The 16,003-nt window shown below is 61.0% G+C and carries 13 protein-coding genes and 1 tRNA gene; 2 read left to right on the top strand and 12 right to left on the bottom strand.

Annotated features, from left to right (window positions below; all coding sequences use genetic code 11):
• The first annotated feature begins 75 nt into the window (after positions 1–75).
• Both ACODTY_RS02420 and ACODTY_RS02415 read left to right on the top strand, forming a co-directional pair.
• A tRNA-Pro gene (locus tag ACODTY_RS02420) sits at positions 76–152 on the top strand.
• A 429-nt stretch (positions 153–581) separates the two neighbouring features.
• Positions 582–2,702, top strand: coding sequence for a TonB-dependent receptor plug domain-containing protein (locus ACODTY_RS02415; protein WP_488992700.1), 2,121 nt, complete (start codon positions 582–584; stop codon positions 2,700–2,702).
• An 88-nt stretch (positions 2,703–2,790) separates the two neighbouring features.
• Here the strand turns inward: ACODTY_RS02415 and tsaA are convergent, their stop codons facing one another.
• The 12 genes from tsaA to ACODTY_RS02355 all read right to left on the bottom strand — a co-directional run bounded on the left by tsaA (position 2,791) and on the right by ACODTY_RS02355 (position 16,002).
• On the bottom strand, positions 2,791–3,282 hold the full coding sequence (tsaA, locus tag ACODTY_RS02410) for a tRNA (N6-threonylcarbamoyladenosine(37)-N6)-methyltransferase TrmO (RefSeq protein ID WP_488992699.1): 492 nt from the start codon (positions 3,280–3,282) through the stop codon (positions 2,791–2,793).
• Positions 3,283–3,286: 4 nt separating this feature from the next.
• Entirely contained in the window at positions 3,287–4,078 is a 792-nt protein-coding gene (locus ACODTY_RS02405; RefSeq protein WP_488992918.1) for an ABC transporter ATP-binding protein, read from the bottom strand.
• Entirely contained in the window at positions 4,075–5,130 is a 1,056-nt protein-coding gene (locus ACODTY_RS02400; protein ID WP_488992698.1) for a FecCD family ABC transporter permease, read from the bottom strand. Before ACODTY_RS02400 ends, ACODTY_RS02405 begins: the two co-directional genes overlap by 4 nt.
• A complete protein-coding gene (locus ACODTY_RS02395) occupies positions 5,127–6,170 on the bottom strand; it encodes an iron ABC transporter substrate-binding protein (RefSeq protein WP_488992697.1) in 1,044 nt (347 codons plus the stop codon). Before ACODTY_RS02395 ends, ACODTY_RS02400 begins: the two co-directional genes overlap by 4 nt.
• A gap of 179 nt (positions 6,171–6,349) precedes the next feature.
• A complete protein-coding gene (locus tag ACODTY_RS02390) occupies positions 6,350–7,000 on the bottom strand; it encodes a LuxR C-terminal-related transcriptional regulator (protein WP_488992696.1) in 651 nt (216 codons plus the stop codon).
• Between the two features lie 17 nt (positions 7,001–7,017).
• Entirely contained in the window at positions 7,018–7,923 is a 906-nt protein-coding gene (folD, locus tag ACODTY_RS02385) for a bifunctional methylenetetrahydrofolate dehydrogenase/methenyltetrahydrofolate cyclohydrolase FolD (protein WP_488992695.1), read from the bottom strand.
• Between the two features lie 26 nt (positions 7,924–7,949).
• A complete protein-coding gene (locus tag ACODTY_RS02380; RefSeq protein WP_488992694.1) occupies positions 7,950–9,629 on the bottom strand; it encodes a formate--tetrahydrofolate ligase in 1,680 nt (559 codons plus the stop codon).
• Positions 9,630–9,775: 146 nt separating this feature from the next.
• Positions 9,776–10,942: a DUF2333 family protein gene (locus tag ACODTY_RS02375; protein WP_488992693.1), complete on the bottom strand. Its 1,167-nt coding sequence runs from the start codon at positions 10,940–10,942 to the stop codon at positions 9,776–9,778.
• 21 nt (positions 10,943–10,963) lie between these two features.
• Positions 10,964–12,259, bottom strand: coding sequence for a DUF6638 family protein (locus tag ACODTY_RS02370; protein WP_488992692.1), 1,296 nt, complete (start codon positions 12,257–12,259; stop codon positions 10,964–10,966).
• Positions 12,260–12,320: 61 nt separating this feature from the next.
• Positions 12,321–12,734 (bottom strand): endonuclease domain-containing protein, encoded by a 414-nt coding sequence (locus tag ACODTY_RS02365; protein ID WP_488992917.1) that lies wholly within the window; start codon positions 12,732–12,734, stop codon positions 12,321–12,323.
• A gap of 59 nt (positions 12,735–12,793) precedes the next feature.
• The gene (locus ACODTY_RS02360) at positions 12,794–14,704 is read right to left on the bottom strand and encodes an AAA family ATPase (protein WP_488992691.1); all 1,911 of its coding nucleotides are present in this window, start codon (positions 14,702–14,704) and stop codon (positions 12,794–12,796) included.
• Positions 14,705–14,856: 152 nt separating this feature from the next.
• A complete protein-coding gene (locus ACODTY_RS02355; protein ID WP_488992690.1) occupies positions 14,857–16,002 on the bottom strand; it encodes a hypothetical protein in 1,146 nt (381 codons plus the stop codon).
• Position 16,003 lies beyond the last annotated feature (1 nt).

The raw sequence follows: 16,003 nt of genomic DNA, 5'->3' as shown, positions 1-16,003 counted from the left end.
TGTTCCAATTTCTCCACTTTCAGCCAATTCGCCCCTTGCTTCTCAACCCTTGATCTTCTAGGGCTTCACGCGGTTCGGAGTGTAGCGCAGCCCGGTAGCGCACTTGACTGGGGGTCAAGGGGTCGTGGGTTCGAATCCCGCCACTCCGACCAACGTACCAATGGCGTCATTGGTGACCGGGAGCCATCGTTCTCGAAGGACAGGCGGGACCGAACAGTTCGGTCCTCCCGCTCCTGTCTGTCCGGCCTTTCAGCAATCTCCGACGCATCGACCCGGACGCTCCGATCATCCGGCCTCCTCCCCAACCCCAACGCAGATCTTGTGACCAGCATGCGCGGCGGACGGCCGTCGCTCGCTTCCAATACGCCATGGTGCGGCTTGGCCGAAACAGCGTTGCCGGATGCTGCCTTTGAAAGGCGTCAGGCCCAAGCCGTCCATCAACTCGTGACGACAGGGATTTGTTGGGTCCGAAGAAAACCTCTTGGCATCGATATATTCATATGAATATAGAGATATTGCTAAATAGCAGCAAATTTTTACCGATGCTTTTGATCGGTCTTATTTTTTCGGAGGGGTGGAAATTGCGATATATTCGACATGGTACAGCGCTTGCCATTCTGGCGACGCTGGCGGCGACAAGTCATGTCTTTGCTCAAACAGCAAACGACGAAGCAGAACAGGCTCAGGCAACGGAAAAGGAAAAGAAGGCCGAGGCCAAGAAGGCGAAGGACGACGTTTTCCAACTGGGTCGTATCCTCGTCCCCGCTGCGGGCGTTGACGGCGGCACAAGCGGCCAGAAGATTTCCCAGAGCGTGGTGACCCCGCAGGAAGTCTACTCGACCAACCGCAATACGCTGGACGATGCCTTGCGCACCGTTCCCGGCGTCGAGGTTTCGACCACTGGCGGTCGTCGAAACGAGCGCCTGCTCTACGTGCGCGGCTTCGACCGTTTCCAGGTTCCGCTCTCCATCGACGGCATCCGCGTCTATCTGCCAGCGGATAACCGGCTCGACTTCGGACGCTTCCTGACGCCGGATCTGTCTGAAATCCAGGTCCAGAAGGGCTATGTGTCGGTCCTCAATGGGCCGGGAGCCATGGGCGGCATGGTCAACCTCGTGACCCGCAAGCCAACCCGCGAACTTGAAGCCGAGTTCCAGAGCGGCATCGACCTTGGCAACACCGGCGATCTCGCCGCAGCGACCGCATTCGCGTCCGTCGGCTCGCGACAGGAAAACTTCTACGTGCAGGCGAGCGGAGCAATCCGCGATTCCGACGGCTTCTTCCTGTCACGCAACTTCGTGCCCACGGCAGTGGAAGACGGAGGACGCCGCGACCTCAGCGAGGTCGACGACTGGCGTCTCAACTTCAAGGCCGGCTACACGCCGAACGACACCGATGAATACGTCATTAGCTACACTCACCAAGAAGGCAGCCGGAAGGCGCCCTACCATGTCATAACGCCCGATACGCGGCACTGGACATGGCCCTATTGGAACGTATCCAGCCTGTCGTTCTATTCGCACACGCAGATTGGCGAAGCGTCCTACGTGCGCACCAAGGCCTACTACAACACCTTCGAAAACCTGCTGTCGTCATTCGACAACAACACATTCACGACCCAGACCGCAGGCTATGCGTTCGACAGCTACTACGACGACAATTCCTACGGCTTTTCGGTCGAAGGCGGAACGGACCTTATCGAGCGCAACACGCTGAAGGCGGCGCTGCACTATCGCCGCGATACGCACCATCCGCAGCAACATGCACGTCCGGACCACCCGACGATGGCGTTCCTTGAGCCGCGTCTGGAAAGATCCGAAGATACCTGGTCAGCCGCTTTGGAGAACACATTCCACTCGACTGATACGTTGGATTTCGTCGGCGGCGTCAGCTACGACTGGAACGACATCCTGAAAGCGCAACGCTACGCGAGCGGAGCGATCCAGGAATATCCGGTGGGCGGCAGCAGCGCCGCCAACTGGCAGCTTGCGGCGATCTACCGCCCGACCGATGCGCTGGAATTCAATGCAAGCATCTCGTCGCGGACCCGCTTTCCGAACCTCTTCGAGCTCTACAGCACGCGCTTCGGAACGGCCGAGCCCAACCCCGACCTCAAGGCGGAACGGGCAATCCACTATCAGCTCGGTGCGACCGCTACGCTTTCGGAAACGGTGCGTGTCGGCGGCGCGCTGTTCTACAGCGATCTTACCGACGTAATCCAGTCGATCCGGATCGGCGCCGCGCCCGGCGGCGGTGACCTGACGCAAAACCAGAATATCGGCGACGGGCGCTACTACGGCCTCGAACTGACAGGCGAGTGGGACATTTTGCCTGAACTCACCATCGGGGCAAATTACACGCTGCTCAAGCGCAACCTCGTCGATCCGGTCAGGCCGGGCCTCAAGCCGGTGGATACGCCGGAACACACCGCACGCATCTATGCCGACTGGATGCCGTATGAGAATTTCACGGTCTCTCCGGACCTGGAATTGGCAAGCTGGCGTTGGTCTGATGCAACAGGCGGCGGCTATGTGAAGACGGCCGGCTATGCTCTGGCAAACATCAACATGCAGTACGACTTTTCGGAGAACATGGCGGTCAACTTCGGCGTCCGCAATATTTTCGACAAGAACTACGAACTGAACCAAGGCTTCCCCGAGCCGGGCCGCACCTTCTTCCTGAAGACGCGCCTGACTTTCTAAACGCTGCCTCCCAAGACAGCGGACCCGCCGGCAAACACCATTGCCGGCGGGTCAATTTCTTCCCCAGATAGATTGTAGAACCTGTCGCCTAGCCCACTTCAAAATCGCCCGGCTGCGGCGGGGCGATAGGCGTAAAACGTGTCCGCTCCGGCTTAAGGTCGAGCAGCGGAGTGCCATCGAGACAATCCATGCCGCGCACCAGAAGCGTGCTGCCTTCGCGTCCAACCAGACCGACGATGGAGGTCCCGATAGGATTGGGACGCACGGGAGAGCGCAGCGAAAAGACACCGCGCGTCTTGCCGTCGCTGGCCGGGCTCTGCAGCACGAGGTCCCGCCGCGACATGTGCAGCCAGTAGAGAACCTCCAGTTCTTCGAACTCCTCGATATTCTCCAACCCTTCCACCCAAGGCTCGAAAACTTCGATGCGGCAGATCGGCCCGTCTCGCCTGCCCTGTCGCGGCGTCTCCATGCGCGAGTTCCAGGGGGTACGTATCTGGCCGATGAACACCAGCCCGGCATCCTGCGCAGGGGGCGCTTCTATCGCCTTCTCGCCAAGCCTCACTTCGTTTTCCCGTACCATATGCCTAGCCTTGCCTTTGCGTGTTCCCGAGTACCGGCGCACATATCGACCGATCGGCCGCCGGCATGAATTCGACCGCAACTTCAACACCGTAGAGCTGCTTCAGCGTCGCCGCCGTAACGGCCGTGGCAGGCGGTCCAAATCCGATAATCTGCCCATCTTTCATCAGAGCCACTTCATCCGCGCAGGCAAAAGCATGGCCCGGGTCATGCGTCGACAAGACTATGGCGAGACCGGTGCGGCGCAGCTCGTTGATGCAATCGAGCACTCGGGTCTGGTTGCCGAAATCGAGGCTTGCGGTGGGCTCATCCATCACGATCAGCTCGGCTTCCTGGGCGAGTGCGCGCGCGATAAGCACCATCTGCCGCTCGCCTCCACTCAGTGTTGTAAACGTCCGATCGGCGAGGTGACCAAGGTTCAGCCTTTCCAGAGCTGACCGTGCCATCGCGCGGTCCTTGGCAGAAGGCGTCGCAAAAACCCCGATGCGGCTGGCGCGCGCCATCGTCACCATCTCGGAAACCTGGAATGGAAAATAGGCGGAATTTGCTTGCGGAACATAAGCCACATGTCGGGCGAACTCGGCCCTGCCGAAACTCTGCACAGGCTTGCCTCGAAACTCGAGTTGGCCCCCAAGCGGAGGCAACAATCCGAGCAGGGTGCGAAACAACGTGGTTTTGCCGCAGCCATTGGGACCCAGAAGGCACAGGACCTTAACTGGATTGACCTTCAGGGTTACGCCGCGGCCGACTGGACGTCCACGATAGCCGAAGGCGAGGTCCCTTGCCGAAAGCATCACTGCCAACCCTTGCGGCCACTGGCCAGCAGCCACAGGAAAAACGGAGCCCCAATAGCCGCAGTCAGGATTCCTAGGGGAACTTCGATTTCGGCAGCCATGCGCGCGGCGGTATCGACCGCGACCAGATAGCCGCCGCCGAGCATGAGAGATGCAGGCAAGAGCTTGCCGAAATCCGGGCCAACAAGGCTGCGCGCGATGTGGGGCATGATCAGCCCTACCCAGCCGATTATGCCGGAGACCGAAACGGCTGCAGCCGTCATCAAGGTTGCAGCCGACACCAGCACCAGGCGCATTTTCCCGGTCTCCACGCCAAGCGCCCTCGCCTCCTCGTCATCCAGCGTCATCAGATTCATGCGCCAGCGCAGCAGGACCATCGGTACGAGCCCGAGAGCCATCGCCGGAAGGATCGAAACCATGTCGCTGGTGTTGATGCTGGCGAGACTGCCAAGCAGCCAGAAGGTTATTGCAGGAAGCTGGTTGTAGGGGTCGGCAAGCACCTTCAAAAGCGAAATGCAGGCCCCCAGCAACGCGCCTATGGCCACGCCCGCCAACACCAGAACAAGAACCGGATCTCGTCCGCGCACCATGGAGCCGATGAAGTAGACCAATGCGACTGCACCGAGGCCGCCCCCGAACGCCAGCGCCTGTATGGCCAGCACAGGCAACGACAGGAAGATACCTGCCACCGCGCCAAGGCTCGCACCAGCCGATACGCCAAGTATGTCCGGCGACACCAGCGGGTTGCGGAAAAGTCCCTGATAGACCGCGCCTGCCACCGCGAGACCAGACCCCACGAGAAACCCGCAAACAACGCGGGGCATGCGGACATTCCAGATTATCGTGTCGATGTTTGGATCAAGGCCGCTCGGTTCGCCGATCAATCGCCACCACAGCACGCGAGCGATATCGGCCACGGAAATGGGATACTTTCCCGCGGACATGGCAATCAGGATGACCAGGATAAGCAGGACTGGCGGAACGAACCGACCCACCCTCCCAAAAGCATCGGGATGCCGGTCTTCTGCTTCTCGAACGGTTTTTGGCAAACTCATTTAGCCGAGGAATCTGACAGCAGCTCGTCCAACTGACCAGCCGAAAGATCGACCCCGTAGAACAGTTGGTAGAATTCGGATGTCTTCTGGCGCAAGTCGATATCGGTCAATCCCGGATAGAGCACGCCGGTCAGCCAGGTTACCGCCATCAACCTGTTCACGCCCGGCGGTGAATCGAACCAGCCGAAGGGCAGCGTCGGTGCCCGGTAGACGCGCTTCTCCTTCACCGCCTTGACACCGGCCCACAACGGATCCTGGAGCACCGACTTCTGGAAGTCCGGCTTGAGCGTGAGGATGACATCAGGGTTCCATGACAGCACCTGCTCGATGGAAACATTGGAAAGTCCGCCGGAACCGGCAAGCGCAGCAACATTCGTGGCCCCGACCGCACCTAGGATTTCCATGTTGATCGAGCCGGCGGCACCGGTTTCCAGCCCGTCAGGCCCCCGCCCGTAGTAAACGCGCGGCCGCTGCTGTTCGGGCACGCCGGCAACCAATTCCTTTTGCCAAGCCATCGTCTTTTCGGCATAGCTCGCCAGTTCTTCTCCCCTCGCCTCAACGCCGAGCAAGCCAGCGACTTCGCGCAAGGTCTGCGGCGTGCGCGCAAAGGCGCCATCGATCAACACATATGGAATGCCGGTCTGTTCCTGAACGCGATCGGCAAGCGAGGCGTAGGTGGAATCGACGCTGCCGACATCGATGATGATGTCCGGTTTCATGGCCAGCACCATTTCGATGTTCGCCGTATTGCCCTTCCCCGTCAGCCGCCCGGTTTCAGGCAGGTCGCGATAAGGCTCGGCAAGAAACTGCTTTTCATGATCCGAGGGAGCGCGCACCCATCCGGTCATCTTTTGCGGGGCCAATACATAGAGGAGCACGGACGCAGGCGGCCCTGCCGAAAGAACGCGCTCGATATGGTCAGGCAGTTTGACCGACCGGCCGGCGGCATCGACAAAGAGCCGCTCCGCCATTGCGGCCGCAGGAAACAAGATGAATTGAAGCAGTGCTAGAACGACTGGCAGAACTTTGAAAATGTTCATGTCGGATCCCAACGGTGACGACGGTGTCGGCTGGTTATATTCAATCAAATATACCGTTCAAGCCGCATATTGATGCGAGCCCGCAGCAAACCGCAATCGGCGCAATTTTGGTCGGCTCCACCCACGCGGGAGAGCTGTCTTTCCGCGGGAATCGACGATGAGCCACGAAGCGGGCAGGTTTATCGCTTCGAACGTCTTTCACCGATGAAGTGGGCCACCGCCATAGCCCGGTTATGAACGCCGATTTTGTCGTACAGGTTCTTCAAATGGTACTTCACCGTGTTTTCCGAGATGCCGGTGCGCGTCGCGATTTGCAGGTTTGTCCAGCCGTCGGCAAGCACGGACAGCAATTCGAGTTCGCGCGGCGTCAGTCGTGAAAGCGACGTTTCGCCGATTTTGGAGACGTCGATATACGGAATGCAGATACGCCCGTTGGCAACGGCCTGAACGGTGTCGAAGAGCACGTTCGGGTTGTCGAACTGATAGCAGAATCCCTGCGCGCCCAATTGCACGCATTTGCGCAGGATGGCGACGTTGTGGTCATTGGAGAAGATGACGATCCTGGTTTGCAGGTTGCGGCGCTGGACCTCTTCCAACACATCACCGGCATTCATGTCCGACAGTCTCCAACCCACGATCGCCACGTCGAACGCCGATTGGTCGGATTCCAACATCGCCAGAAGCGCCTCGCCACCCTCTGCCACGCTGGTGAGTTCGAACCTGTGATCCTGCTCGATCATGTCCTTGAGCGCGGCGACCACAAGCGGATTGCGCTCGACAATCAAGAGCCTCGTCGTGACCGCTTTGCGAACCCCAATGATTGCGTGCATCGGCTCCGCCGTCTGTTTCAGGTGATCGTTCCTACGGCGACTGCCTTCCGTCCCGCGGCGCGGGAAGCGGAGATGACGGTGTTGGCCATCAGGAGTGCGATGGTCATCGGACCGACGCCGCCCGGCACCGGGGTGATCGAACCGGCATTGGCCGCAGCCTCGTCATAGGCGACGTCGCCGACAAGGCGCGCCTTGCCGTTGGCGTCCGCCGGCAGGCGGTTGATGCCGACATCGATGACGGTTGCACCCGGCTTGACCCAGTCGCCCTTGATCATCTCGGGGCGACCGACGGCGGCAACCAGGATATCGGCGCTGCGGCACAGGCCCGGCAGGTCCTTGGTGCGGCTGTGGGCAATCGTCACCGTGGCATTGGCGTTGAGCAACAGATTGGCCATCGGCTTGCCGACGATGTTGGAGCGGCCGACCACGACAGCGCTCAAGCCGGAGAGATCGCGGCCAAGCGCGCGTTCGATCAACAGCATCGAGCCGGCCGGCGTGCACGGCACGAACGCCGTGTCCAGTTCGCCGGTGCCGAGCTTGCCGACATTGATGAAGTGGAAGCCGTCGACGTCCTTTTCCGGCGCGATCGTCTGGATGATGCGGCCGGAATCGATGTGGCCCGGCAACGGCAATTGCACGAGGATGCCGTGGATGGCCGGATCGGCGTTCAGCTTCTCGACCACCGCCACCAGCTCTTCCTCGCTGGTTTCAGCCGGCAGCGCGTGTTCGACAGAGTTGAAGCCGCATTCCTTGGCCTTCTTGCCCTTCGACGCGACATAGACCTGGCTGGCCGGATCATGGCCGACGATGACCACCGCAATGCCCGGCACGACGCCCGTCTCGGCGATCAACCTGTCCGCCTCGGCCTTCACCTTGGCAACGACATCCGCCGCTACAACCTTGCCGTCTATTACAGATGCCATCACCAAACTCCCTCGCTTTCCCGTTGTCAGCTCAGGCCCTGGATGTCGCCATTGTCGTCGAGATGGATGTCCTCGGACGACGGCTTGGAGGGCAGGCCCGGCATGGTCATGACCTCGCCGCAGATGGCGACGACGAAGCCGGCCCCGGCCGAAAGGCGAACCTCGCGCACCGGAACGGTGTGGCCCGTCGGCGCACCGCGCAGGTTCGGGTCGGTCGAGAACGAATACTGGGTCTTGGCCATGCACACCGGAAGATTGCCGTAGCCCTGCTTCTCCCACTGGTGCAGCTGGTCGCGGATCGACTTGTCGGCAATCGCCTCCGAGCCGCGATAGATGCGCTTGACGATGGTGTCGATCTTGTCGAACAGGCCAAGCTCGTCGCCATAGAGCGGCGCAAACTGCGAGGTGCCGCCCTCGGCGATCTCGACCACCTTCTTCGCAAGCTCCTCGATGCCGGCCGAGCCATGCGCCCAGTGCTTGCACAGGATCGCTTCCGCCCCCTGCTCCTTGACATAGGCCTTCAGCGCCGCGATCTCGGCATCGGTGTCGGAATAGAAGTGGTTGATCGCCACCACCACCGGAACGCCGAACTGGTGCACGTTCTCGATATGGCGGCCAAGGTTGGGGCAGCCCTTCTTCACCGCATCGACATTCTCAGGACCGAGGTCCTCCTTCTTCACCCCGCCATTCATCTTCATGGCGCGAACGGTGGCCACGATGACGGCAGCGGCAGGCTTCAGGCCAGCCTTGCGGCACTTGATGTCGAAGAATTTTTCCGCGCCAAGGTCAGCGCCGAAGCCGGCCTCGGTCACGACATAGTCGCCGAGCTTCAGGGCGGTGGTGGTGGCCATCACCGAGTTGCAGCCATGCGCGATGTTGGCGAACGGGCCGCCATGCACGAAGGCCGGGTTGTTCTCGAGCGTCTGCACCAGGTTCGGCTGGATGGCGTCCTTCAGCAGCACCGCCATGGCGCGGTGCGCCTTCAGCTCACGCGCAAACACCGGGCTCTTGTCGCGGCGATAGGCCACGATGATGTCGCCAAGGCGCTTCTCGAGGTCCTTCAAATCCTTGGCAAGGCACAGGATCGCCATGACTTCCGAAGCAACGGTGATGTCGAAGCCGGCCTCGCGCGGATAGCCGTTGGCAACGCCGCCCAGCGACACCACGATCTCGCGCAGCGCCCGGTCATTCATGTCCATGACGCGGCGCCACACCACGCGCCGCGTGTCGATGCCAAGCTCGTTGCCCCAGTAGATGTGGTTGTCGAGCAAGGCCGACAAAAGGTTGTGCGCCGAGGTGATGGCGTGGAAGTCGCCGGTGAAGTGCAGGTTCATGTCGTCCATCGGCACGACCTGGGCATAGCCGCCGCCGGCAGCGCCACCCTTCATGCCGAAGTTCGGACCAAGCGAGGCTTCGCGAATGCAGATCACCGCCTTCTTGCCGATGCGGTTCAAGCCGTCGCCCAGACCAACCGTCGTCGTCGTCTTGCCTTCGCCAGCCGGCGTCGGGTTGATCGCCGTCACAAGGATCAGCTTGCCGTCTTTGTTGTCCTGGATCCTGGACGTAAATTCCGCAGATATCTTTGCCTTGTCATGACCGTATGGGATGATGTCGGCATTCGGAATGCCGAGCTTCGCGCCTACTTCCTGGATCGGCTTCTTCTTTGCCGCACGTGCAATCGATATATCGCTCTTTACTTCCGCCATGGCTCAATTCCCGTTTTAGATGTCGTCGGCTGAGGGTGTTGTCGAGGGGTCGCGCATAGAAGCGCGACCGCACTTTCGCCGCCATCCCAAAACAGGCGCGGGATGCGCGGAAAACGACAGAATGTCGCAACGGCATAAGTGCCGGATCAGCGATCCAGCACCGACCTCAGCTCCACGATATTGGACCGCACCTGCAACAGGTTGAAGCCCATCGTGGCGAGGTGCGACGGGAAGAACGCGCTCGACTCGTTGCCGTTGGAGATGATCCACGGCTGCACGTCGAGCGAGTTGCGCAACTGCTGCTCCATGCGCGTCCAAAGTGCGGTCAGGTTGCGCTCGGCAATGATGGCCGCGAAGTCGGAGCGCGCCGCCACCAGCACGCCGTAATAGGCATAAAGCTGGCCATAGGCGAACCAGAAGCGGTCGTCGGCGCGCAGGTCGAACCAGCCTGCGTCCGAAGCCTCGATGCGGGCGCGCAGTATATCGGAGGTGGAGCCGATATCGCCGGCGATGCGGTCGAGGAACTGCATCAGATTGTCGGCGCGGGCGTCGAAGGTCGCCTGGCACTTCTCGAGGCTGGAGTTGAAGCCGCGCAGCTTGCCGATCGCCTCGCGGTAGACGCTTGGCGTGGGACGGGTCGGGCCGCGCCAGCCGACATACCAAGCGTCCTCGTTCCAGGCGAGCGCGGTACGCGCGTCCTGAAGGTTCTGGTCGATTTGCGAAGTGCCGCGCACGCGGCCGAGCGTATCGACAAGCTCGGTCGTGGTGCGGCGCATGACCTGGTTGATGCCAAGCTGGAAGGCGGCTTTGTTGTCGAAGAAGGGCGTGCGCCGCCATTCGATGCCGAACAGCCCGATCTTCGAGATGACCATCGACGAAATCCAGGCGTTCTGGTTGACGTTGAAGTCAATCAGATCGGCGGAAATGGCGGCGATGGCTGAAGGCTTGCAGCTTTGCGACGCCTGAGCGGTCGTGGTGGCTGCGCTGCTGGCCTGCGAAGTGGTGGCTGTGCGGTTGGCAACGTTGGGCACCACGGGGTCGCCGGCAAGCGTCTTGCTGGTCTCCGCCGCCAAGGCGTTGGGGTAGTCGGGATTGAAGTTGGTCCACCACTGGGTGACGTAGAAGAAATAGGCGTAGAGGCCGACGATGACGATCAGGACCGCGCCGAGGACCGCCTTCAGCGTCCAGCCGCGCTGGTTATACCAGCGGCCCGCCCACATGAACGGCCACAAGATGATGCCTATGAGAAAGCCGATACCCCGGCCGATGAGCTGAAACACCTTGGTGACGAAGTTCACGATCGGATCAAGCATGACGTTTCACCTCGCATCGGTTCAATCGGCCAGACCGTAGAGGCGTGTGCGAAACGCCACCTTGTCCTTCAAGTATGTGGTTTTGAGAATGTCCACAACATGCTCGCGCCAGGGTTGGCTGAAACCCTCGTAATCCTTGTAGAAGCCCTGCTTGTTGAAGACATAGCGCGAGACGAAATCCGAAGGGACGAAGTCCGAGATCAACCGGTTGGTCAGCCATGCATCGGGATGGTCTGGCTTGGCGCGCACGACAAGGAACCGCTGCAGGGGGAAGACCTCTTCCAGCCGCAACTGCCCCACTTGCCTAATCTCGCGCTTGGCTGCGTTGAGGAAGGGGAAGTTGCCGTCGCGGTTGATCATGTCGGCGTTGCTGTGGATCCAGGTCTGCAGCCAGACCTTGTCCACATCGGAAAGATTGCGCTTCGGCTCGGCCTCGCGGATCAGGCTGCGCACCACCATTTCGGCGCGGTGTTCCAGATAGCCGGAGGATTCGATCCAAGAGGCGCGGGGCAGTTCGATGCGCCCCGTTCCGGCGAGGAAGCGGAACACCTTGTCGGCATCGTGGATCGACAGGTAGCTGACCTGCCACGGCCGCGAGCGGCGGAAGCCCGGAGCCGCCGGATCGCCGATGACGGTGGTGGCGTCGGGATCGACGAACACGTAAAGCCCGCCGAAATGGCTGGTCCAGTAGGCGTTGTGGCGGAAGATGACCTGGTCCGGCACCAGAGTGTTCTCGCGGATGTCGCCGCACACCTTGGCCAGTTCCACCATCTCTTCGAGCATCTTGTCGTTGCGCCAGGCGTCCGGCTCCTGCTTCAGCCGGTTGACCAACTTGCCAAGCTCAGCCGCCTTGCCCAGTACGTCCTCCGCCGACAGCACGCGGAACTCGACCTGGTTGATGGACAACAGGTCCTCGATGTCCTCGACCTTCGATACCGAATCCTCGATCTCGCCGTAGATCACGTCCTTGATGGTCAGCGCATCGATGGCGCGCTGGTTCTTGGACATGAACTCGAACATCAGTTGCGAGGTGTTGGAGAAAGCAGTGTGCACCACCGGCAGGTCGCGCTGCGATGGCGTCAGGATGATGAAGCGGCGGTTGATGCCGTTCGGGTCGAGATAGTCGTAGTCGTCGAATTCTTCGGCGACCTGCGGGGAAAAGCCGGTGCGGTCGATCTCGAAGCTCTTCAGCTTGGTCGGCTTCAGCCCGAATGCCTTCAGCGCCTTGTTGTAGCGCTCGATAAGGTGCGGTTCCTCGACCGGCAAAAGGCGGCCGTAGATCAGGGCATTGTCGCGCAGAAGGGGGAATTTGCTCATCCCTTCTCCCCGTTCACGGGGAGAAGGTGCCCGCAGGGCGGATGAGGGGCGGCGCTGACACTCATGTTCTTTTCTCGATAGTCGTCGAAGGCATGAATTTCATATCAGTTGCGACCAATTTCTTTGCCAGACTGCCGTCGAGTGCTGCGACGATCGTGTCGAGCACATTTCGTCGGTTGGCCAGCACATCCGCGTGCCAAACTCTCAAAACAGACCACCCGTTCTGATTCATTGTTTTGTCACGATACAAATCTGCCGCGCTACCTGCGTGTTGGCTTCCATCGACCTCGATGACCAGATTGCGCTCCCGGCACGCAAAGTCAGCGAAATACGGGCCGATAGGAAGCTGCCTTACGAATTTGAATCCATTGAGTCTTCGACCGCGCAGTTCATACCACAGCTTCTCTTCTGCTTCGTTCTCACTGTGCCTCAGTTCCCTGGCTCTCGCCACTTTGGGTTCGTTTCCGCCACGCATCGTGCCGCCCCTCATCCGCCCTTCGGGCACCTTCTCCCCGTGAACGGGGAGAAGAAAGATCAGCTCCACAGCCCCTTTTTCTTCAACTCCTCCATCTCGCGCACGGCGCGTTCGCGCAGGCGGGCGTCGCGCAGGAGCTTCTCGACGGCGGAATCGTCGGACTTGTCCGAGTAGCGGAATTCGGAATCGGCGTAGCGGTTGATCTCCTGCACCACCATGTCCATCGAGAACGGCCCGCGCAGTTCCTCGATCATCGCCTTCTTCTCGTCGTAGGTCTTGCGCATGAAGGTGTCGGGCGCAGCGAACCAGTCGTCCGGCAGCTCGATGTCCATGGCCCGCATCTTGATGGCGTCGGTGACGTTCTTGATGGCGCGGCCGGTAAAGCGCGGCTCGGCTTCCTTGATGCGGTGGAGGTAGTCGCCGACATCGGCCAGCGTCTTCGGCTCGCCGTTCTCCTTCATGAAGCGCTCGTAGACCTTCATCAGGCCGTCTTCCTGCGGCTTGTCGTGGCCTTCATAGGCATCGGCCACAGCGCGCTGGATTTCCTGCGCTGCATAAAGGTCGTGCTCGCCGAGCGGGATTTTGTGATTCTTTCCAGCAAGAAGCACGAAAATATCAATGTAGTCGTTGCGCGTCTGCGGCCCGTCCACCAGCCAGCGTGCGCCGGCGCGCTGGCGCAGCGCATCGTCGACGTTTTCGGGATAGTTGGAGAACATGCCGAACGAGCAGTTGCCGCGCACGACGGTCGAAGCGCCGGCAAAGGCGTCCATCAAAACGCCGGTGATTTCCTGCTGGCCGGCGGAGGCGCGGTCGTCGGAACGGCGCGCCGCCACCTGGTCGATGTCGTCGATGGTGCCGAAGCCGATGGCGCGCGGGTTCAGCACGTTGTTGATGAACTGGCGGCAGTTCTGGCCCGACTTGCCCTGATAGGACGAGATCTGGTCGACGCCGAAATTCTCGTAGACGAACTGGTAGCCCGCGACCTGGCAATAACCGTTGACGAGGCCGGCGATCATCTGGATCAGCGTGGTCTTGCCGGTGCCGGGCGCGCCGTCGCCGATGAAGGTGAACAGAAATCCGCCCAGCTCAACGAACGGGTTCATCTGGCGGTCGAAGTCGTAGGCCATCAGCATCTTGGCCAGCTTCATCGACTGGTATTTGGCTATGTGGTTGCCGACGACCTCTTCCGGCTTCTTGAAGGTCATGACCAAAGGCTTGGAGCGCTTGCCGGGAGCAACATCGAAGCCATCGAGCGTGAAGTCGTCGGCGTCGATGCGGATATGCGTATTTTCGAACGGGCCGAGCGTGCCGTCGAAGCGGCCCTTGCGCTGCAATAGCCCATCGATGGCGACGCGGGCGAGCGCCTTGGCGCGCGTGGTGAGGTCGGCATCGTCCTTCGAGCCGGCAATGGCGCTGTCGAGGCCCGCGATGATCGACTTCACGGCGTCCTGCGGCGTGTCGAACAAAAAGTCCGGTTCGGCGACATCGTTCGGCGCTTCGCCGTCGCCGTCGATCAACTGGGCGAGGTAGGCGGCGAAACTGAAGGCTGCAACATAGGCGGAAGCAGAAAGCAGTTTCTTGAAGCTGTTGGCCTGCTCGCCCTGCAAGGGCGCTCGGGTGTTTTCCGCCCTCAGGCTTTCAAGGTCCGAGTTCTGGGCGAACACGTCCGAGACCGCCAGCGCAATGGCGATGCCGCGGCGGGCACGGTAGAGCAGCGTGTGCTGCGGGATGGTGAGCAACTGGTCGTCCGGATGGACCGCGCCGACCGTCTTGGTGAACTCGACTTCGCGGGTGCGGCGCACGGAGCCGGTCGAGACCGTGGAGACGAAGCGGCGGTTGGTGCCGGCCAACGCAGTGCCGGATTCGCGTGACGGATCCTCCAGCACGACGATGCGGGTGATGAAGCTCTGCGCGGTTGCGCGATGCTTTTCGATATCGGCTTCCGGGATGGTGGTCAGGCCGGTGTCCATGTCATGCGCTCCGCTGCTGCTTGGACTTGTCGCGCTGCCCCTCACCCTTACCCTCTCCCCGTGAAAAACGGGGAGAGGGAGGCTTCGACGTCGGCGACTCCCTCTCCCTGCTTGCGGGGAGAGGGTAAGGGTGAGGGGCCGCCCAAGCGCAATCAAACATCCGAAATCACCTGTCCGTTGGACAGAATGTGGACCTTGTAGCCGGAGAAAACCTTCTGCACCTCGCCGGCGGCGTAGAGCGCCTGATAGGCTTCGTGCGGCACCAGCGCGTGGTTCTCGTAGCTTGATACGCCCTGCCGCGTCGCTTCAAGGTCATCGGTGTTGATGAAGAATTCCTGCGTGGTCTTTTCGCTGGAGAACAGGCCTTTGCGGCCCGGCTTCTCGCCCTTGGAATAGACTTCCTGGATGGTCCAGGTGAGCAGCCAGGCGTTTTCCGGCTTGCGCACCTTGGCCAGAACTTCGCTGACGGTCGAATTGTTCTCGGTAATGCCCGCCGTATAGAACGGCCCCAGCACCACGCGGCGCAACTGCTTGGGGTGCAGCGTTTCGAAATCGCGGTCGAGATTGACGGCAATGGTCATCGGCGCCAGCGAATAGGCCGAATTCTTCTCGGTAAAGTCGTCGAATTTGTGCGCCAGTTCGGGGTTGAGCAGGCCTTCAACCGGCAGCGGAATTTCCACCTTCTCGTTCAGCTTGCCGTCCTTGGTGACAAGCTGGCCGACCATCGCCTCGGTCGAATCCTCCACCGTGACCATATAGACCACCGGCAGATTGGCGGCGCCGTCGAACGCGGCCCAGTGGACGAGATAATAGGGCAGGCCGGACTTCGGGTTGACCGAGACCTTGACCGTTTCGGACAGCGAGAAGGGGCCGAACGTCTCCTCGCTCTTCACGTCTTCCAGATAGAGCCGCTCGGCCATCGACTTTTGCAGCGCCTTGGGAAACTCCTTGCGGCGCAGGATGAAGTCGGCCATTTCGGCGCGCAACTCGTCGGGTGCCGGAATGTTGGCCAGCCGCTGGTCTGCCTGGCGGCGGTCGTTTTCCAGTTCGAGCAGGTTCTGGAACACCGGATAGCCGCTCTCGGCGCGCGAGATGCGAAAGGTTTCCTGGAAGCCGAGACGATTGCGCCAGCAGGAAAAGGATTTTTCCAGCCGCGTGATATACTCGGCGACGATACGGGCGACGATGCCGTGCCGGTAGAGCGGCGAGCGGTCGTCGCGCATGAACACTTCGAGCCCGCCGAGTGCTGCGGCGATCGAGGAGAAATAGCGCTCGGCGGCGTCGGTTTCGGCGCTCATG

It is taken from the genome of Mesorhizobium sp. FG116 (assembly GCF_057809835.1).
Note: the sequence above shows the minus strand (reverse complement) of the source record. Positions and strands in the feature narration are given on the sequence as shown.